General features: G+C 67.5%; 16 protein-coding genes. 10 read left to right on the top strand and 6 right to left on the bottom strand.

What is annotated here, in order from left to right; genetic code table 11:
• Positions 1-108 precede the first annotated feature (108 nt).
• The gene (locus BJP32_RS14820) at positions 109-1,767 is read right to left on the bottom strand and encodes an amino acid permease (RefSeq protein WP_076224656.1); all 1,659 of its coding nucleotides are present in this window, start codon (positions 1,765-1,767) and stop codon (positions 109-111) included.
• 155 nt (positions 1,768-1,922) lie between these two features.
• Here BJP32_RS14820 and hrpB point away from each other — a divergent pair, with 155 nt between their 5' ends.
• Entirely contained in the window at positions 1,923-4,358 is a 2,436-nt protein-coding gene (hrpB, locus tag BJP32_RS14815; protein WP_076224654.1) for an ATP-dependent helicase HrpB, read from the top strand.
• Positions 4,359-4,424: 66 nt separating this feature from the next.
• On the top strand, positions 4,425-5,714 hold the full coding sequence (locus BJP32_RS14810; protein WP_076224653.1) for an MFS transporter: 1,290 nt from the start codon (positions 4,425-4,427) through the stop codon (positions 5,712-5,714).
• Here the strand turns inward: BJP32_RS14810 and BJP32_RS14805 are convergent.
• From BJP32_RS14805 to BJP32_RS14795, 3 genes are read right to left on the bottom strand one after another with little or no spacing between them, the layout of a single operon-like run.
• Positions 5,711-6,523 (bottom strand): RNA methyltransferase, encoded by an 813-nt coding sequence (locus tag BJP32_RS14805; protein ID WP_046653942.1) that lies wholly within the window; start codon positions 6,521-6,523, stop codon positions 5,711-5,713. The genes BJP32_RS14810 and BJP32_RS14805 overlap by 4 nt on opposite strands.
• Positions 6,523-7,434 (bottom strand): class I SAM-dependent methyltransferase, encoded by a 912-nt coding sequence (locus tag BJP32_RS14800; RefSeq protein ID WP_046654037.1) that lies wholly within the window; start codon positions 7,432-7,434, stop codon positions 6,523-6,525. Before BJP32_RS14800 ends, BJP32_RS14805 begins: the two co-directional genes overlap by 1 nt.
• A 16-nt stretch (positions 7,435-7,450) precedes the next feature.
• Positions 7,451-8,872 (bottom strand): glycosyltransferase family 2 protein, encoded by a 1,422-nt coding sequence (locus BJP32_RS14795; RefSeq protein WP_046653943.1) that lies wholly within the window; start codon positions 8,870-8,872, stop codon positions 7,451-7,453.
• Between the two features lie 127 nt (positions 8,873-8,999).
• On the opposite strand from BJP32_RS14795, the gene BJP32_RS14790 reads away from it, so the two are divergent.
• Genes BJP32_RS14790 through BJP32_RS14775 form a run of 4 tightly spaced genes read left to right on the top strand, consistent with a single transcriptional unit; the run spans position 9,000 to position 12,170 of the window.
• The gene (locus tag BJP32_RS14790) at positions 9,000-9,632 is read left to right on the top strand and encodes a TetR/AcrR family transcriptional regulator (protein ID WP_003164826.1); all 633 of its coding nucleotides are present in this window, start codon (positions 9,000-9,002) and stop codon (positions 9,630-9,632) included.
• Entirely contained in the window at positions 9,629-10,423 is a 795-nt protein-coding gene (locus BJP32_RS14785) for an ABC transporter substrate-binding protein (protein ID WP_095046116.1), read from the top strand. Before BJP32_RS14790 ends, BJP32_RS14785 begins: the two co-directional genes overlap by 4 nt.
• Positions 10,420-11,409: an iron ABC transporter permease gene (locus BJP32_RS14780; protein ID WP_095046117.1), complete on the top strand. Its 990-nt coding sequence runs from the start codon at positions 10,420-10,422 to the stop codon at positions 11,407-11,409. The genes BJP32_RS14785 and BJP32_RS14780 overlap by 4 nt, the downstream gene beginning before the upstream one ends.
• Positions 11,406-12,170, top strand: coding sequence for an ABC transporter ATP-binding protein (locus BJP32_RS14775; RefSeq protein WP_046653945.1), 765 nt, complete (start codon positions 11,406-11,408; stop codon positions 12,168-12,170). The genes BJP32_RS14780 and BJP32_RS14775 overlap by 4 nt, the downstream gene beginning before the upstream one ends.
• A gap of 4 nt (positions 12,171-12,174) precedes the next feature.
• On the opposite strand, the gene BJP32_RS14770 is transcribed toward BJP32_RS14775, so the two are convergent.
• Positions 12,175-14,205, bottom strand: coding sequence for a lytic transglycosylase domain-containing protein (locus tag BJP32_RS14770; protein ID WP_233126857.1), 2,031 nt, complete (start codon positions 14,203-14,205; stop codon positions 12,175-12,177).
• 115 nt (positions 14,206-14,320) lie between these two features.
• On the opposite strand from BJP32_RS14770, the gene dapA reads away from it, so the two are divergent.
• From dapA to prfB, 4 genes are all read left to right on the top strand, one after another.
• Positions 14,321-15,205, top strand: a complete 885-nt coding sequence (dapA, locus tag BJP32_RS14765; RefSeq protein ID WP_046653949.1) for a 4-hydroxy-tetrahydrodipicolinate synthase — start codon at positions 14,321-14,323, stop codon at positions 15,203-15,205.
• Positions 15,205-15,675: an SsrA-binding protein SmpB gene (smpB, locus tag BJP32_RS14760; protein WP_046653950.1), complete on the top strand. Its 471-nt coding sequence runs from the start codon at positions 15,205-15,207 to the stop codon at positions 15,673-15,675. Before dapA ends, smpB begins: the two co-directional genes overlap by 1 nt.
• A 71-nt stretch (positions 15,676-15,746) precedes the next feature.
• Complete coding sequence (locus BJP32_RS14755) at positions 15,747-18,167, top strand: penicillin-binding protein 1A (protein ID WP_046653952.1); 2,421 nt, start codon at positions 15,747-15,749, stop codon at positions 18,165-18,167.
• Positions 18,168-18,241: 74 nt separating this feature from the next.
• Positions 18,242-19,355 (top strand): peptide chain release factor 2 gene (gene prfB / locus BJP32_RS14750; protein ID WP_112999793.1). Its coding sequence is split into 2 segments (ribosomal slippage): positions 18,242-18,310 and positions 18,312-19,355, totalling 1,113 coding nucleotides; the frame shifts between segments, so codons are not numbered across the junction.
• A 76-nt stretch (positions 19,356-19,431) separates the two neighbouring features.
• Here the strand turns inward: prfB and BJP32_RS14745 are convergent.
• The coding region (locus BJP32_RS14745; protein WP_076224651.1) for a polymer-forming cytoskeletal protein at positions 19,432-19,916 on the bottom strand (485 nt) is incomplete at its 5' end.

The raw sequence follows: 19,916 nt of genomic DNA, 5'->3' as shown, positions 1-19,916 counted from the left end.
TTTGGGCAATCCCGCTGGATATGAAAAAGGCTCCGGAGCGATCCGGAGCCTTCTCATTGTCGGGCCTGCCGCGCTTCGCGCTGCTTCAGGCCGAAGGACTGACCGTGATCAGTCCTTCTTGTTGTCGACGCCGTGGCCCATGGCCTCGACCGCCGATTCCAGGGTCGTGTCCTCGGTGATGTCGATGCCCTTAGCCAGCTTCGAGTGGGCGAAGCCGTACAGGCCGTAGATTAGGGCGCCGACCAGGGCGTAGACGCCCAGGATGGTCAGCGGCAGCGGGTTGTCGTTCAGGGCGTGCGTCACCATCGGGATGAAGTTGAACGACGCCAGGGTCAGACAGGCCAGGATGCCCAGAACGGCCGTGACCATGCCGCCCGGCACCTTGAACGGACGCTCCATCTCCGGGTGCTTGATACGCAGGACGATGACCGACAGGCAGACGATGGCGAAGGCCGTGGCCGTGCCCAGCGACACCAGGTCGCCCAGGATCGAGATGGGCAGGAAGGACGCCGCGATGGCGATGACGATGCCCAGCAGGATGGTCCCGATCCACGGGGTGCGGAACTTCGGGTGCACCAGGGCGAACGCCTTGGGCAGCAAGCCGTCGCGCGCCATGGTGTAGAAGATGCGCGTCTGGCCGTAGCACAGCACCAGCATGACCGAGGATAGGCCGGTGATGGCGCCGATCTTGATCAGGAAGGCGATCAGGTTCAGTTGCCCGCTCGGCGCGCCGGCCAGCGGCACATTGGCCCATTCCAGGCCCATGCGGTCGATGGCGACGGCGATCGGCGCCGGCGAGGCCAGCTCCAGGTAGGGGACGACGCCGGTCATGACGGCGGCCACGACCATGTAGATCAGGGTGCAGACGAACAGGGCGCCCAGGATGCCGATCGGCACGTCCTTCGACGGGTTCTTGGCTTCGGCGGCGGCGGTCGAAACCGCTTCAAAGCCGACGTAGGCGAAGAAGATGATCGAGGCGCCGCGGAAGATGCCGCCGACGCCGAACTGGTCCCAGCTCTCGCCCTGCGGCGGGATGAAGGGATCCCAGTTGGCCGGGTTGATGTACTGCAGACCCACGGCGATGAAGGTCAGCAGGACGATGATCTTGATGACGACGATGGCGTTGTTGATGTTCGCCGATTCCGACACGCCCAGCACCAGCAGGCCGCAGACGGCGGCGATGCCGACGGCCGCGACCAGATTGAAGGTGCCCGTCAGCGGGAAGCCTGCATTGTCGCCCGAGGCGACGTACTGGATCAGAGGGGTGGCCCACTGAGGCCCTTCGCCGCCGGGATAGGTTATTGTCGGGAACAGACTAGCGCTTAGGCCGAAGTCGTTCAGGATAGACACCACATAGCCGGACCAGCCCACCGCCACGGTCGAGGCCGCGACGCCGTATTCCAGCACTAGCAGCCAGCCCATGACCCAGGCGAAAACTTCGCCCAGGGTGCCGTAGGCGTAGGTGTAGGCCGAACCCGACACCGGCATGGTCGACGCCAGTTCGGCGTAGCACAGCCCCGCCAGGGCGCAGGCGATGCCGGCGATGACGAAGGAGAACATGATGGCCGGACCGGCGTGCGCCGAGGCCACCTGACCCGTCAGAACGAAGATGCCGGCGCCGATGATGGCGCCGATGCCCAGACTCATCAGATTCAGCGGGCCGAGAGTCCGCTTCAGCTCGCTCTTGGCGGCTTCCTTCTGAATCTGGGCGATGGATTTTTTAAGAAATAGCCGGTTTCCGGCAGGCTTTACGCCGTCTGCAGACATGCAGGTGCGCCCCCAACTTATGCGACGACCCCTCCCGGGTCGCCTTCTTGGGCGGGGACGCTAGCCATCTGAACGCTCAGGCGCAACGCGGTTTACGAAGGATGACGCGTCGACGACGCTTTCGTGAACCCCGTCGAAGGCGCTACAGGCCGGTGATGTTGCCGATTCACGCCGTTCTTGAGCCGCTGAAGGCGGCCCTGGCCCAGACCCACGCCGTCGTCCTGGCCGCCCCGCCGGGCGCGGGCAAGACCACGGTCGTGCCCTTGGCCTTGCTGGATCAGCCGTGGCTAGGAGAAGGCAAGGTCTTGGTGCTGGAGCCGCGACGACTGGCCGCGCGCGCCGCAGCCGATCGCATGGCCGCCTCTCTGGGTCAGAAGGCCGGCGAAACCGTCGGATATCGCACCCGCCTGCAGAGTCGGATCGGCTCGGAAACCCGAATCGAGGTGGTCACCGAGGGCGTCTTCACGCGGATGATTCTCGACGACCCTGCGCTGGAAGGCGTGGACGCCGTTCTGTTCGACGAATTCCACGAACGCAGCCTGGATGCCGACCTGGGCCTCGCCCTGGCGCGCGAGAGCCAGTCGGTGTTGCGCGACGACCTGCGCCTGCTGGTCATGTCGGCCACGCTGGACATCGTGGGCGTGTCGCGCCTGCTGGAAGACGCGCCCGTCATCGAGGCCGAAGGGCGGATGTTCCCGGTCGAGACCCGCTACCTGGGCCGAAACCCGGTCGAGCGGCTCGAGGACGCCATGGCCAAGGCCGTGATCCAGGCCTTGCACGATGAGACCGGCTCCATCCTGGCGTTCCTGCCGGGGCAGGGCGAAATCCACCGGGTCGTTCAACGGTTGAATGATCGTCTGCGCGATCCGACCGTCGATGTCGTCGCCCTCTATGGGGCACTGGACAAGGGCGAGCAGGACCGCGCCATCGAGCCTGCGGCGCCCGGCCGCCGCAAGGTGGTGCTGGCGACCTCGGTGGCCGAGACGAGTTTGACCATTGAGGGCGTGCGCGTGGTCATCGACGGGGGTCTGTCGCGCGTGCCGCGATTCGATCCGTCCAGCGGCCTGACGCGGCTGGCTACGGTCAAGGTCAGCAAGTCCTCGGCTGAGCAGCGCCGGGGCCGCGCGGGCCGGGTCGAACCCGGCGTTTGCTATCGCCTGTGGGACCAGGAGCAGACGCGCGGCCTGGTCGCCCACCAGCGGCCCGAGATCCAAGAGGCGGACCTCACCGCCTTCGCCCTCGATCTGGCGCGGTGGGGTGCGAAGTCGGTCGAAGGGCTGGCCCTGCTGGACCCGCCGCCTGCCGGGGCCATGGCCGAGGCGCGCAAGGTGCTGGCCCGGCTGGGCGCGTTGGACGGCAAGGGCGATCTGACGCCGCACGGACGGCGGTTGACCCGCATTCCGCTGGCGCCGCGGCTGGCGCATATGGTCGCGGTCGCCTCGGATCAGGGCGACGCTCTAGGCGGGGGGAAGATCGCAGCCGTGCTCAGCGAACCGGGGCTGGGCGGGAACGGCGTCGATCTGCACGATCGCCTGAAGGGGTTTGAGCGAGATCGCTCGCCGCGCGGCCGCGATGCGATGAAGCTGGCCGAACGCTGGGCGCGGGCGGCAGGCGGCGGTCGAGACGGAGAGGCGGATGCAGGTCTGCTGCTGGCCGAAGCCTTCCCTGAACGCATCGCGCGCGCCAAGGGCAAGCCGGGCGAGGTGCTGCTGGCCTCGGGGCGCGGCGCCTTCATCGAGCCGACGGACCATCTGGCCCGCGAACCTTGGCTGGCCGTGGCTGAGCTGGGAGGCGGCGACGCCCGCGACCGCATCCGTCTGGCGGCGGGGCTGGACGCCTCGACGCTCGAAAGCGATCTGGCGCATCTGATCGAGGTCGAGGACAGGCTGGCGCGCGAGCCTTCGGGCAAGCCGGTGATCCGCCGTATCCGTCGCATCGGCGCCCTTGTGTTGGATGAAAAGGTCGTCGGCGCGCCGGACCGAGCGGCCATGACGGCGGCGCTGAAATCGGAGATCGAGGCCGGGGGCCTGGGCGCGCTGAAATGGGGCGAGCAGGCAGGGGCGCTTCGGGCGCGCCTGGCCTTCCTGCGTGGGCTGGACGAGGCTTGGCCCGACGTGTCGGATGAAGGCTTGCTGGCGGCGCGAGAGGACTGGCTGTGGCCGTTGCTGGATGGGGCGCGGTCGCTGGCCGACATCGGCGACGGCAGGCTGGCCGAGGCCTTGCGCGGCCTGATCCCTTGGGACTTGCAGCGCAGGTTGGACGAGCTGGCGCCGACGCGCCTAACCACGCCGCTCGGCAGCGCGGGCGTCGACTATGCCGCCGAGGGCGGGCCGCGCGTCGAAATCCGCGTGCAGGAACTGTTCGGGGTGAAGACCCACCCGACGGTGGGCGGCGGCCGCATCCCTCTGACGCTTAGCCTGCTGTCGCCCGCACGAAGGCCGGTGCAGGTGACGAAGGACTTGCCGGGATTCTGGTCTGGTTCATGGGCTGCGGTCCGCAGCGAGATGCGGGGCCGCTATCCGCGCCACCCCTGGCCGGAAGACCCGGCCAATGCGGCGCCGACCAATCGGGCCAAGCCGCGCGGAACCTGATCCTGTCCGCTTGACGCCTGACAGCGGCGCGCCGCAAAGATCGTGCGTCAACCGTAAGGATTTCGCGTGACCGACGCCGCCGTTTCACCGCCTTCCGCCTCCAAGCGGCGCGTTCTGTTCGCCAGCCTGATCGGCACGACGATCGAGTTCTACGACTTCTACATCTACGCCACGGCGGCGGTGCTGGTTTTTCCAGACCTGTTCTTCCCTGGCGGGGATCGGATGACGGCCATGCTGGCCTCGTTCGCGACCTTCTCGATCGCCTTTTTCGCGCGGCCGATCGGAGCGGTCGTCTTCGGCCACTTCGGCGACCGAGTGGGTCGTAAGGCGACCCTGGTGGCGGCGCTGATGACCATGGGCCTGTCGACCATCGCCATTGGCTTGCTGCCGACCTGGCATTCAGTCGGAGTGATCGCGCCTCTGTTGCTGGCCCTTTTCCGGTTCGGCCAGGGGCTGGGGCTGGGCGGCGAGTGGGGCGGAGCGGTGCTGTTGGCGACCGAGAACGCCCCGCCGGGCAAGAAGGCCTGGTTCGGCATGTTCCCGCAGCTGGGCGCGCCGATCGGCTTCATCCTGTCGACCCTGTCCTTCATCATCCTCAGCCAGGTGATGAGCGAGAGCCAGTTTATGGCCTGGGGGTGGCGCGTTCCCTTCATCGCCAGCGCCCTGCTGGTCGTCGTCGGGCTGTGGATGCGGCTGAAGATCACCGAAACGCCCGAGTTCAAACGCGCCATCGACCGCGCCGAACGGGTCCAGGCGCCCGCACTGACGCTTGTGACGCACCACAAGTTCGCCCTGCTGACCGGAACCTTGGCGGGGCTGGCGACCTTCGTCCTGTTCTATCTGATGACGGTCTTCGCCTTGGGCTGGGGTACGACCAGCATGGGCTATACGCGCGAGCAGTTCCTGCCGATCCAGTTGCTGGGCGTCTGCTTCTTCGGCCTGTTCATTCCGTTGGCGGCCTTGGCGGCGGACAAATGGGGGCAGGGGCGGACCCTGCTCGTGACCACCGTCGCTATCGCCCTGTTCGGTCTGATCCTGGCGCCCTTGTTCGGCGGCGGGGGCATAGTAGGCGTTGTCGCCTTCTTCATCATCGGCTTCAGCCTGATGGGCTGCACCTACGGCCCGTTGGGCGCGGCTCTGGCGCGGCCGTTCCCGACGAGCGTGCGCTATACGGGCGCGTCCATGACCTTCAATCTGGCGGGCATCCTCGGCGCCTCGCTGGCGCCCTTTGCCGCGACCTGGTTGGCGGGTCACTACGGCCTTCACGCCGTCGGCGCCTATCTGACGGTGGCGGCCGTGCTGACGGTTCTGGCCCTGATCGGCATGGGTCGCATCAAGACCGAAGGCGAGGCCTAGAGGCTGGAGCCGTAGGCCGCGTCCGTCACGGCATAGACCATGACACCCGTCGCGACGGCCAGGTTCAGGCTGTCGGCGCGGCCGCGCATGGGAATCTTGACGTTCAAGTCGCAGGCGGCGGCCAGTTCATCAGTCAGACCCGCCTGTTCATTGCCCATCATGATGATGGCGGGATGGCGCACAGGGCTGTCGCGATAGCCGTGCGTCGCGTCCAGGCGGGTGCCGATCACGCTGCCCGGCCATTGGGCGCGCCAGGCCAGGAACTCTTCGCGCGAGGCCTTGCTGATGGTCACGGCGAAGACCGAGCCCATGGTCGCGCGCACCGCCTCGACCGAGAAGGGATCGACGCAGTCGCCGATCAGGATGACCCCGCCGCACCCGGCCGAGTCCGCGGTGCGGATGATGGTGCCCAGATTGCCCGGATCGCGCACCTGCTCCAGCGCCACCCAGCAGGGCTTGGCGTCAGGCTGGATGGCGTCCAGCGGGGTATAGACCTGTTCGAACACGCCCAGCACCGTCTGCGGATTGTCACGACGGCTGATCTTTTCGAGGATGGCGTGGGTGACGACGATGATCTGGCCGCCGGCCTTCAGCGTTTCGGCCTTGGCGCGGTCCAGCAACGGATGCGGGCGGGCGTCCTGGCCGACCAGCAGCATGACCGGCGCGCGGCCCTGATCCAGCGCTTCACCGATGAACTTCAGCCCTTCGGCCAGGAAGCGGCCGGTCGCCTCGCGCTCCTTGCGCATGTGCAGGGCGCGTACGGCCTTGATCGTGTCATTGGTCAGAGAGGTGATGAGGCGTTCGGTCATCAGGCGCGACCCCCGTCGTTGCTCCATCGGGCGAAGAAGCTGAGGCCGATGGCGCGGGCGTTCTTGCCGTCTTCGGACAGGGCCAACTCGCCCCAGCCGATACGGCCGCCGCGATCATGGGTCGCCTCGGCCATCATGTGCGCCAGCGACAGGCCGGAAATCCGCGCGGCATAGGCGTTCAGCAACAGGAAGGAGGCGTCGTCTGACAGCAGGGCGGCGCAGTCTTTCAGCAGCCCCGGCATGTCCTCGAACAGGCGCCAGACCTCGCCGTTGGCGCCGCGGCCGTATTTCGGCGGGTCCAGGATGATGCCGTCATACTTGCTGCCGCGACGGACTTCACGCGCCACGAATTTGCGGGCGTCCTCGACGATCCAGCGGATCGGGCGGTCAGATAGGCCTGACAGTTCGGCGTTCTCGCGGGCGTAGGCGACCGACTTCTTGGAGGCGTCGACGTGGGTGACGTGGGCGCCCGCCGTCGAGCACGCCAGACTAGCCACGCCGGTGTAGCCGAACAGGTTCAGGATCTTGGGTTGCTGCAGGGTGCGGACGCGGGCGTCCAGCCATTCCCAGTTGGCCGCCTGCTCGGGGAAGAAGGCCAGATGGCGGAACGGGGTGAACCGTCCCATGAAACGCACGTCGCGCCATTGCAGAGGGAAGGCGTCGATCGGGCCGTGGGCGTCGAAGCGCCAGCGGCCGGAATCTTCTTCCTCCTGCTGCGGATCGAACATGGCGTTGGCGCGATCGAAGGCGCTCTCGTTATGCGCCTTCCAGAAGCACTGGGGCTCGGGCCGCACGACGGTATAGCGGCCGTAACGCTCCAGCTTGCGGCCGTCGCCGCTGTCCAGAAGGGCGTAGTCCGACCACCCGCGCGTGACGAGGGTTTCGGGCGAGGAGGAGAGAACCGGAGCCATGCGCGCTGATAGGCGCTCAAGCAGCCGCTCGTCCAGCGTCAGCACCGTCGATCATGGCGATATCAGGTTCGGGTTCAGCCTGATGCGGGGTTTTGTCCCAGTGATGCGGTTCAAAGATCAGTCGGATCACGGCATGGGCGAACGCCAGGCTGAGCAGGCACCAGTAGGCTAGGGACGCCAGCATGTCGCCCAGGCCATAGGAACCGCCTGCCTGTCGGACGCCCCGGTGCTTCAGCAGCCAGGCGGCGATGACGCCGGAGACCAGAACGACGCTGCCCAGCGGCGAAAAGTGAGGAAGGCGCCCGGCGACGATAGAGGTTAGGGCCAGACTGAACATCCAGGCGGCGCAGACGGCGTGAATAGCGGCTGACGCCACTCCGGCGCCGACGGTGGCGGCCAGCGCCGTCCAACCTCGCCAGCCCATCCCCTCACTGTAACGCGTATGGACCGCCAGGGTTTGCAGATACCCTTTCAGCCAGCGTGTGCGTTGGGGCAGCCACAGCGGCAAGGGGCCGGGCGGCGGTTCGTAGGTCGGCCTCTGGATGACGCCGAGCCGATAGCCGGCGCGCCAGATGCGAAAGCCCAGATCGGCGTCCTCGGTGACGTTCCAGGCGTCCCAGCCTCCCAGCGCCCGCAAGACGGGCACGCGGAAGTGGTTGCTGGTTCCGCCGAGAGGAAAGGGCAGGGCCAGACGACTCATGGCCGGTAGGGTGACCTCAAACAGGGCGGCGTATTCGGCCGCGAACTGTCGGTCGAGAAAGGGGCTGGCGCTGGCCTTGTTCCTGCAGCGGATGCGTAACGGCGCCTGAAGGCAGGCCAGGCTGTCGCCTTCATGGATGAAGCGCGTCGCCGCCTCGCGCAGTTGCAGCGGGTCGGGATCGTCTTCTGCATCATAGATGGTGATCAGGTCGCCGCTACAGCGCGCCAGGGCGTAGTTCAGGGCGCGGGGCTTGGTCTTGGGCGCGCCGGGCGGCACGATCAACACCTGAAGCCAGTCAGGCCTGGGCAGGTCCAACGCAGCCTTGATCGTCGCGACGTCATCCGCCTCAAGCGCAAGAAAGCCTTCGAGACGATCGCTCGGATAGTCGATGCCGGTCAGCCGTTCGATCAGTTGCGGCAGGACGGCCGTCTCCTGATACAGGGCCGCCACAACCGTATAGCGAGGCCATGGACATGACGGGTCCGCGCAAATTTGCGGCGTGTCAGACAAGGGCTGGACACGGCTGTTCCAGAGCAGGAACACCCTCCATGCGGCCAAGCTCATGAAGCCGATCTGCAAGCTCAGAAGTACGACCGCCCCTGACAGCGGGGCCATGGCCGTGGCGCCCAAAACGCCGGTGAGAATGAGGGTGAGGCCCAGCGTCTGACGGGTTGTCAGCGTGGTCCGCGCAGACTTCAGAGCATCGTCGTCCGCCCGGGCGGCCGTTCCCCTTCGCATCGTCGCCCTCCCGTCCAGAGACCGACGTTATACTGACATTTCTGTAAAGCAATATATTTGGCCGGAGCCGACTTTTGCGGTTATCACTGGCCACACACACTGGGAGTTCAGCTTGGGGAGCATTCGAGTGTCGCTCGCATCTGCCGCATCGTCGCGTTCGACACGAAAACCCAAGGGTGAAGGGCACGAGCGCCGTGCAGAAATCCTGGCGGCGGCGGAAGGTATCTTCGTCGAGCGGGGCTATGAAGGGGCCACCATTCGCAAGATCGCGGATGAGGTGGGCCTGTCGTCGACCGCCCTCTATATGCACTTCGCGGACAAAGGCGAGATCCTCAACGAGATCTGTCGCAACGCCTTCGACACCCTGGCCGAGCAACACCGACGGACCTTGGCGGAGGATGCGCCTCCCTTGGCGCGGCTGCGGCGGATCGTCGAGAACTATATGGCGTTCGGCTTCGCCAATCCCAACGCCTATCGCCTGGCCTATCTGACTCCGCAGGTCCATACGCGCCACGGCGCCGAGACCGTGGCGCAACAGAGCGGGGCCGACCTGTTCCGCGCCTTTGTCAGCGTGGTCGAGGAGGCGGTCGATCAGGGCGCGCTGCGAGGCGATCCGCGCACGCTGGCGCAGGTCATCTGGGCCAGCGCCCATGGGCTGGTCTCGATCATGACGACCAAGCCTTATTTCGATTGGGCGGATCGTGAGACCTTGGTCCGGACCCAGATGGACGCCTTGTTCGCGGGATTGACCGCCTCGTGAAGGTCGCGATCGCGGCCGTCGTTTCGGTGATGGCGTGTTGGAGCAGCGTCGCGGCGGCCGAGCCCTTGCGGGTCATGGCGCTGGATCAGTGCGCCGATCAGTTTGTCCTCGCCCTTGCCCCTGACGCTGAGCTGGGTCTGTCTCCGAGAGCGGATGATCCCGATTCCTGGCTGCGCGCTGACGTCCAGGGCCATCGGCGAGTGCGGCCGACGTTGGAGGCCGCTGTCGGCTTTCGACCCGATGTGGCGGTGCGCTACTGGGGCGGCGACGCCCGCCTTCTGGCCGCTTTGGAGCGCGATGGCGTCCCCACGGTTACGATATCCGACGCCACGGACATGGATGGGGTTCGCGCCAACATTCATGCCGTAGCTCAGGCTCTGGGCCGCCCTGAGCGTGGCGAGGCTTTGGTGCAGCGCATGGAGGCGCAGTTGGCCAAGGCCGAAGGCGCAGGCCGAGAGCGCAAGGCCGTTTACGTCACAGCTAGCGGCTTCACTTCCGGGCCTGGCTCATTGATGGACGCTGTCCTGCGCGCGGCTGGGTTTCGCAATGCAGTCGAACGGCCGGGTTATCAACCTCTGGGTCTGGAAAGGGTGCTGCTGACGCCGCCCGCCCTGTACGTGAAGGGCTTCTTCGACCTGGTGCGTTCGGATTGGCGAGGGGCGGGACGGCATCCGGTGATGCAACGCGCCATGCGAGGGCGGACGGCGGCTGAACTGCCCGGTGCGACGCTGACATGTCCGGCCTGGTTCGCCGCAGACGCCGCCGCGCAACTGGCCGAGCAGGCGTCATGAGCAAGACTTCGACGCTGAATATCGGCCTGGCGACGGCGATCACGTTGGCGATCGCACTGGCGGTGACGCTGGGCGAGACCCGTTTCAACACCGCCGATTATATGATGGCCTTGGGCGCTCCGGGCTCCGGACCTGGCGAGGTGCTCTGGCTCGTGCGCGCCCCCCGAGCGGTCTGCGCCCTGTTCGTCGGCGCAGCTCTGGGGCTGGCGGGGGCGGTGATGCAGGGGCTGTTGCGCAACCCGCTGGCCGAACCGGGCGTGCTGGGCGTGTCCGCGACTGCGGCCCTGGCCGCCGCGACGGCCATCGTGCTGGGTCTAGCGGCGATCCCCGGCGCGGTGGAAGTTTCGGCTCTGTTCGGCGCGACGGTCGGCGGCGGGCTGTTAATCGCCCTGGCCGCACGGGTGCGGACGCCCGAGGCGCTGATCCTGTTCGGCGTGGCTCTGTCCAGTTTCGCGGGCGCGTTGACCGCCTTGATCTTCAACCTGTCGCCGTCGCCGATCGCCTCGGCGGAGGTGATGAATTGGCTGCTGGGCTCGGTCGAGAACCGCAGTTGGATTGATGTCGCCTGGGTGGCCCCCGCCGTCCTGATCGCCGCCTTGCTGGCGCGAGGCGCGTCGCCGGGCCTGCGGATGCTGACCCTGGGCGAGGAGGCGGCGCGGGCGTCCGGCCTGTCGATGGGGCGAATGCGCGTGCTGGCGCTGGCGGCTGCCGCCGTGGCGGCGGGCGCGGCGGTGGCTGTGGCGGGCGTCATCGGCTTCGTCGGTCTGGCGGCGCCGCATCTGGTGCGGGCGGCGGTGCGCGGCGATCCGGGGCGACTGCTTCTGCCGTCAGCCCTCGCTGGCGGTTTGATGTTGGTCGCCGCTGATCTGGCGGCGCGTATGCTGCCGACGGATCAGGAGTTGAAGCTGGGCGTCTTCACCGCCCTGGTCGGCGCGCCTTTGTTCGCCCTGATCGCCTGGCGCGCGGCGCGGGAGTGGCGACTGTGAGCTTTCTGCTGGAGCTAGAGAACGCACACGTCCGCGTCGGCGGGGTTGATGTGCTGAAAGGCGCGTCCCTGTCGGTGCGGCCGGGCGAGGTGGTCGCCCTGTGCGGGCCGAACGGGGCGGGCAAGTCGACGGCGGTGCGCACCGCCCTGGGGCTGACGTCGCTGACGCAAGGCGCCGCGCGCTTGGGCGACGATGAGGCGCGGCGTCTGTCCGAGCGTCAGCGCGGCGAGCGCGCAGCCTATCTGCCGCAGGACCGCTCCATCGCCTGGAACCTACCGGCGGTCGAGTTGGCGGCGCTGGGCGCGCCCTTCCTGGCGGGCGCCGCCGCGCTGGACCGTGCGCGCGCCGCGCTGAACGAGGTGGGTGTCGGTCATCTGGCGGATCGCGGCGTGGCCGAGATGTCGGGCGGCGAGCGGGCGCGCGTTCTGCTGGCCCGCGCCCTGACGGTTTCCGCTCCCTTGCTGGTCGCGGACGAGCCGATCGCCGGTCTAGACCCTGACGCTCAGCTTCTGGTGCTTGAACGGCTGCGGGCGCGCGCAGGCGCCGGGCATGGCGTCCTGGTCAGCTTGCATGACCTGACGCTGGCCGCGCGCTTCGCCGATCGGGTCGTGGTGCTGGATCAAGGGCGGACGGCGGCCGACGGCGCGCCGACCGAGGCCCTGTCGCCGCGCGTGCTGAAGACCGTCTTCAACCTCGACGCCGTTTGGCTGGAGGCCTTGGACGGGCCGCTGCTGGCGGCTCGCCGTCTGTCGTCCCAGTAGCGGATCAGGGTTGATAGGGACGCGGGCCGGTGTTGGGCGGCGTGCCGCGCGCCAGGTCCGCCGAGGGCGTCAGAGGCGCCGAGCCGCCGTTCAGGCGGGCGCGATAGACCTGCATGTTCTCCATCACCCGCATCATGTAGTTGCGCGTCTCGGTGAAGGGGGCGCATTCGATGAAGTCGATGGGATCAACCTGCGCCTGACGCGGGTCGCCGCAGCGAGCGGTCCATTGCGGCGGGCGCGCCGGGCCGGCGTTGTAGCCGACGGAGGCCAGCAGCGGAGAGCCGCCGAAGTTGTTCATCAGTTCGCCCAGGTGGTAGCTGCCCAAGGTCATGTTGACCTCCGGATCCCACAGCTGTTCGGAGCTGAATGAACGGCCCATACGGCGCGCTACGCCCTGCGCCGTCGCGGGCAGAAGCTGCATCATGCCCCGCGCATCGGCGTGCGAGCGGACCAGAGGATCGAAGCTGGATTCCTGACGGGTGATGGCCAGGGCGAACTCGTTCGGCGCCATGCCCGGAACCTGCTGCGGCAGACGGATCGGATACATGCGCTCGGGCATGACGAAGCCGCGCTGGCTAGCCGCGCGACCGACCATCATCGAGCCGAACTGGTCGCCGTAGCCCTGCATCAGGTCGAACAACTGCGACAGGTCGTAGGGCGACGGCAGCGTATCATCCAGATGATAGGCGAAGACCCGCATCAGGGTCTTCTCGCCGATCTGACCCAGGATGCGGGTGGCGCGCACCACCTCATTGCCCTCGAAGCGGTTCACGTCTTCCGCCGACGGCGACGGCTCGCCAGGCAGAGTCAGGGTCGTCGCGCCCGCCTTTTCCGCCGCGAGCTGACCGTAGAAGGTCTGCCAGTGCTCGGCGCCCGCCTGATACCAACGCTGGGCGTCTTGTCGGTCGCCGCGCGCCTCGGCTGCGCGGCCCAGCCAGTACAGGGCGCGGCCCTGGGTGATCGGGGTCGAGGAGGCGTTGCGCAGGACTTCGAAATGCTGCGCCGCCGTCGCCGGGTCGTTCAGCTTGGTAAGGGCGACCCAACCGGCGAAGAATTCGGCGTCGACCTTGCGCTCGCCTGAAGGGAAGCCGTGGCCGTTCATGGCGGCGTAGGCGGCGCGGGGGTTCCCTTGTTGCAGGGCGTCCAGGAAGTAGTTGCGGCGCTCGCTCCACAGGGTGTTCTGGCCGTCGGCGTGCGACGGCGCAGCGGGTAGGGCGGACAACAGAGGGAAGGCCTCGGACTGACGTCCAGCCGAGCGCAACAGGCGCACCCGCTCCAGCACCACGGCCGGATCATTGGCCTGGCTCTGAGACAGGCCGCTGACGATCACATCGGGAGCGTAGGCGGTGCGCAGCGCCATCACGGTGTTGGCGACAGCCTGGCGATCGGCCGGGACCAGGGCGACCATGGCGCGCGTCGCCGGGCCGTGCGGCCCCAGCAGCAGCATGTTCAACCGCGTCACATGGTCGTCGCTGGTCAGCCAGCCGCTCCAGCGCGAATAGATTCGGCTTTGCTGAGCTTCTTCAAAACTCTGGGTGCGCCACCAGTTGCGAATCAGGGCCTGGGCCTCCTGACGGCGACCCGTCTGCTCCAGCGCGCCGGCCAGGGCGATGGCGCCCTGAGCCGTGGTCGGTGCGGTTCCGCTGAAGAAGGCCAGGACGGCGTCCGGCGATTGACCCGCCATGTCCAGCGCGCGCTCGCCCGCCGCCCGACGCGAATCGCCGCGCGGCCAGTTGGCCAGGTCGGTCTGGGCCAGCGCCAGATCGCTGTAGGACATCTGCTTGTCCGAGGTGTCGACCAGCGCCCACTCGACCAGCTTGCGCGCGGTCGGATCGGAAATGCGCGCCATGATGGACTGCGTGCCCACGACGTCGCGCGCCCGCGCGGCCGTCAGCCCTTGCTGCACCAGGGCGGCGTCCTGGCTGCTGATGATCCCGCCCTGACTGGCGGAATAGGGCGTCGGCGTGCTGTTCAGCACGTCCTGAGCCGGTGGAGTCAGTATCGCCAGGGCGGCGGCCACGGTCGTCGCGATCATCAGATATCTGATCCTCATTCATCTTTGGTTGCGGCCAAGCGGCGGGCAACCTACCCTTTGCCGATTAGTGACGGGCGGAACGCCGCCCATTTCTCCGCGCAGGTATGTTGTTCCCATGACCGCCCCCTTGTTCAAGGGCGTGATCACCGCCCTGATCACACCTCTTCGTGACGGAAACGTGGACGAGGCCGCTTTCAAGCGCCTGGTGGAACGTCAGATCGCCGCTGGAGTTCACGGCGTCGTGCCGATGGGCACCACGGGCGAGAGCGCCACCCTGCACCTGGACGAGCATAAGCGCGTGGTCGAGCAGTGTGTCGAGATCGCCGCCGGCCGAATCCGCGTCATCGCCGGCGCGGGTTCGTCCGCGACGGACAAGGCGATCGAGCTGACCCGCTTCGCCAAGACGGTCGGCGCGGACGGGGCCCTGGTCGTCACCCCCTATTACAATCGCCCGTCGCAGGCCGGGATGCAGGCGCATTTTGAAGCCGTGGCCGACGCCGTGCAGCTGCCGATCCTTCTGTACAATGTGCCGGGCCGCACGGGCGTGGACTTGGCGAACGAGACGACAGCGGCCCTGGCGGCGCACCCGAATATCGTCGGCATCAAGGACGCAAGCGGCGACGTGGCGCGGGCCAGCTGGATGCGCGCCAACATCGACGGCGCTTTCGACCTGATCTCGGGCGATGACTCCAGCTATCTGGGTTATGCCGCTCACGGCGGCGTGGGCGTCATCTCCGTGACCTCGAACGTCGCGCCCGAGGCCATGGTCGCCCTGTATGACGCCATCCAGGCCGGCGACTTCGCCGCCGCGCGCTCGTGGCAGGAGCGCCTGATCGGCCTGCACAAGGCGCTGTTCCTCGACAATTCGCCGTCGCCGACCAAATACGCCCTGGCCAAGCTGGGCCTGTGCGCGGAAGAGGTCCGCCTGCCGCTGTCGCTGACGGCCGATCCCGTGAAGCCCGCCATCGACAAGGCGCTGGCCGAGGCCGGGGTCGCCTGATGGCCGCAGACTCGCCCAAGCAGAAGACGATCGCCGAGAACCGACGCGCGCGCTTCGACTATTTCCTTGAGGACCACATCGAGGCCGGCATCCAACTGCTGGGCACCGAGATCAAGGCGTTGCGCGATGGTCGGGCCAATATCGCCGAAAGCTACGTCTCGCCTGAAGGACGCGAGATGGTGCTGATCAACGCTGACATCCCGCCCTACAGGATGGCGAACCGCTTCAATCACGAGCCGCGCCGCCATCGGAAGCTGCTGCTGCACCGCAAGCAGATCGACAAGCTGATCGGCGCCGTTCAGCGTGATGGCCGCACCATCGTGCCGGTGCGGCTGTATCTGAACGAGGCGGGCAAGGCGAAGCTGGAAATCGCCCTGGCCAAGGGCAAGAAGCTGCATGACAAGCGCGAAGCCTCGGCTGAGCGCGACTGGCAGCGCGACAAGGCGCGCCTGCTGCGCGACAAGGGATAAGTGCAGTTCCGCTTTGCGCGCCGCGCGACGCGCGATAAACGACGGATCATGGGGCGCGTCTTGCGGAGTTCATGGTGAAGATAGCCGAACGCTGGTTCGTCATGGCGGGCGTGGCCCTGCTGGGCGCCATCGCCGTGGCCGGTGTGGTGGTGGCGATCTACGCCGCCTGGGTCTTGCACGACATGCCGGACGCCTCCGAGCTGGCGGACTATCGCCCGGCGACGGCGACGCGCGTCTATGCCGAGGACGGCACCCTGATCGGCGAGTTCTCGGATCAGCGCCGAATCTACGTCACCTATGATCAGGTGCCGCAGACGGTTGTTCACGCCTTCCTGGCGGCCGAGGACCAGAACTTCTTCAGCCACGGCGGCATCGACGTGTCCGGCATCGGCCGGGCCATGTTCAAGAACGTCTTCAACGTGCTGTCCGGCCGTCGTCTTGAAGGCGGCTCGACCATCACACAGCAGGTGGCCAAGAACGTCCTGCTGACCAGCGAGACCAGTCTGAACCGCAAGCTCAAGGAAGCGGTGCTGTCCAGCCGCCTGGAAGCGACGCTGAGCAAGGAACAAATCCTTGAGCTGTACCTGAACGAGATCTACCTGGGCTATCGCTCCTATGGCGTGGCCTCGGCGGCCTATAACTATTTCGGCAAGTCGCTGGATCAGCTGACGCCGGACGAAGCGGCCTTCCTGGCGGCCCTGCCCAAGGGACCGACCAACTATCACCCCAAACGCTACCCTGAGGCCGCGCTGGGACGCCGGAACTGGGTGCTGGGCGAAATGGCCGACAACAAGTGGCTGTCGGACGAGCAGTTGCAGACGGCCCTGGCCCGTCCGTTGAACACCCGTTCGGCGCCGCGCCGCGCGGAATACGCCGACGCCGACTTCTTCGTCGAAGAAGCGCGCCGCCGCGCCATCGCCCTGTTCGGTCAAGAAGAGGTCAACCGCGGCGGCTATTACCTGCGCACCACCCTGGATCCGCAGCTGCAATCGGCGGCGCGCGACGCCCTGATGCGCGGGCTTGAGGACTACGACCGTCGTCACGGCTGGCGCGGCGCCTGGGGCACGACGGACTTCGCCGAAGGCTGGCAGGCCGAAGCTCAGAAGCGCACGACCCCGCCTGAGCGCCGTTCATGGCAGGCGGCCGCAGTCGAGAACGTCAGCGGAAGCACCATCCGGGTCCGCACGGCCAAGGACGATCAGACGGGCACGCTGCGCGCGGCCGACGTGACCTGGTCCAACGCGGGGCGCCGTCCGTTGAAGCGCGGCGACCTGATCTTCGTCGAGCGCCAGGCCGGCCAATTCGCCTTGAAGCAGGTGCCGGCCGTCAACGGCGCCCTGGTCGCCATCGAGCCGCAATCGGGCCGCGTCCTGGCGATGGTCGGCGGCTATTCCTACGCCCTGTCCAGCTTCAACCGCGCGACCCAGGCCCGCCGCCAGCCCGGTTCGGCCTACAAGCCCTTCGTCTATGCGGCGGCGCTGGAAGGCGACTTCACCCCGGCCTCGATCGTTCTGGATGCGCCGATCAGCTTCCCCGGCGGCCCTGGCGGTCGCGCCTGGACGCCCCAGAACTACAGCCGCCAGTTCTACGGCCCGCAAAGCCTGCGTCGCGGCCTGGAATTGTCGCGCAACGTCATGACCGTGCGTCTGGCCCAGGCGGTCGGCATGAAGAATGTCGTCGACCTGTCCAAAAAGATGGGCGTGGTGGACGACATGTCGCCGAACCTGGCCATGTCGCTGGGCGCTGGTGAAACGACGCCGTATCGCATCACGGCCGCCTACGCCGCCTTCGTCAACGGCGGGCGCCGGGTCGATCCCTATCTGATCGAACTGGCTCAGGATCGGAACGGTCAGACCATCCATCGCGCCGACCGTCGCCAGTGCCGCGACTGCAGCCGTGGTTTCAGCGGCCAGGAATCGCCGCGCCTCCAAGACCGCGGAACCCAGGTGATCGACCCGATCACCGCCTATCAGATGAGCTCCATGCTGGAGGGCGTCATCCAGCGCGGCACGGGCGCCCGCGCCCGAAGCCTGGGCCGCTGGGTCGGGGGCAAGACGGGCACGACCAATGAATACCGTTCGGCCTGGTTCGTCGGCTTTTCGGCCGACATCGTCGTCGGCGTCTTCGTGGGCTTCGACGACAACCGCTCCCTGGGCGGGGGCGAGGCGGGGGCTTCGACCGCCGTGCCGATCTTCATCGACTTCATGGAAGACGCCTTGAAGGAACGCCCGGCGCGTCCGTTCGTGAAGCCGAAGAACGCCATCTTCCGCACCGTGAACGGCATTGAGGAAGCTTTCCGTCCCGGCACCGAGCGCCAGTTGCGTGAAGAGGCGCCGCGTCCGGCTGCGCCGGAAGGACCGCAGAACTACTACGACGTCATTCGTCGCGAGCAGGAAGCCAAGTCGCAGCTTCCGGCGCCGGTCGCGCCGCCGCCGGTCGCGCCGCCGCCGCCCAAGAAGCAGCCTGCTGAGGACTTGAGCGACCTCTACTGACGCTCTAGGTAAGCCCACCACCCGGCGCGCCTGTCACCAGGCGCGCCGTTTCACCCTATGTCGCGGAGATTGCGATGAGACCGGATGTCGAGGCCATGAAGGCCGACATCGAGCAGAGCGTCGCTCTGCTCAGGAGGCGACTTTGACTGGGATGTCGCTCTAAGAAAGCTCGATGAGCTGAACGCGCGGGTCGAGGATCCGACGCTGTGGGACAATCCCGAGCAGGCCCAGGCCGTCAGCCGCGAACGCTCGCGCCTGGAAGCCCAGGTCAGCGCCGTCAAGGAAATGGAGCAGGGTCTCGAAGACGGGATCATGCTGGCCGACATGGCCGACGAGGAGGGCGACGAAGCCACCCTCGAGGACGCGCGCGAGCAGTTGAAGGCCATCAAGGAACGCGCCGCCCGCGCTGAACTCGAAGCCCTGCTGTCCGGCGAGGCCGACGGCAACGACGCCTATCTGGAAATCAACTCCGGCGCCGGCGGCACTGAGTCCAACGACTGGGCCGGGATGCTGATGCGGATGTACAGCCGCTGGGCCCGCGCCCACGGTTATGAGGTCACGATCGAGGCCGAAGAGCAGGGCGAACAGGCGGGCATCAAGTCCGCGACCCTGCAGATCGCTGGGCCGAACGCCTATGGCTGGTTGAAGTCGGAATCGGGCGTTCACCGCCTGGTCCGTATCAGCCCTTATGATGCGGCGGCCAAGCGCCACACCAGCTTCGCCTCCATCGGGGTGTCGCCGGTCGTGGACGATACGATCGAGATCGACATCAACCCGGCCGATGTGCGCACCGACACCTATCGCGCTTCGGGCGCCGGCGGTCAGCACATTAACAAGACCGACTCGGCGGTGCGTCTGACTCACGTTCCCACCAACACCGTGGTCGCCTGTCAGGCGGGACGTTCGCAACACCAGAACCGCGAACAGGCCTGGAAGATGCTGCGCGCGCGTCTGTACGAGCTCGAGCTTCAGAAGCGTGAGGCTGCGGCTCAGGCTTTGGCCGACGCCAAGACCGATATCGGCTGGGGCCACCAGATCCGCTCCTATGTCCTGCAGCCGTATCAGATGGTGAAGGACTTGCGGACGGAGGTAGAGACCTCGGACACCCAGGGCGTTCTGGACGGCGATCTGGATCCGTTCATGGGGGCTGCCCTCGCGGCCCGCGTGGGCGAGACCCGCGAGGGCTGAACGGCCCGCCGGATCGACGCATAAAAAAGGGCGGCCTTCGCGGGCCGCCCTTTCTCGTTATGGCTGCCGGCGCCGATCAGGCGGCGGGCTTGGCCTCGACCTTGGCGTCCGTCTTTGCGGGTGCGGGCTTTTCGGCCGGGGGAGGGGATTCCAGCATGTTGGCGCCGGGCGTGTCGCGCTTGGCCTGGGTGCAGCGGCCCTGGAACCAGGCGCCTTGCTCGATCGACAGTTGTTCCTGAGTGATGTCGCCCTCGACGCGCGAGGTGGCGAACAGCTTGACCTGCTTGGCGACGATGGCGCCCGAGACGCGGCCGCGCACCTCAAGAATGTCGGCGTGGACCGTGCCCTCGACCGCGCCGCCTTCGCCGATCACCACGCGCACGACGCGGATATCGCCCTTCAGCGAGCCGTCGACCTGAAGCTCGCCCGCTCCAGAGATGTTGCCTTCGTACTTCACGCCGGCCGACAGGGTGGACAGGCTGGACGAGCGCGCGGCGGGGCGCGCCGGCTCGGGCGCACGGGCAGGGGCGGCGGAGATCGGGGCGGCGGCGGGGGTCGGCT

The organism is Brevundimonas sp. ZS04 (assembly GCF_001956865.1).
GTDB classification, from domain to species: domain Bacteria; phylum Pseudomonadota; class Alphaproteobacteria; order Caulobacterales; family Caulobacteraceae; genus Brevundimonas; species Brevundimonas diminuta.
This window is presented reverse-complemented; position numbering and strand designations above follow the sequence as displayed.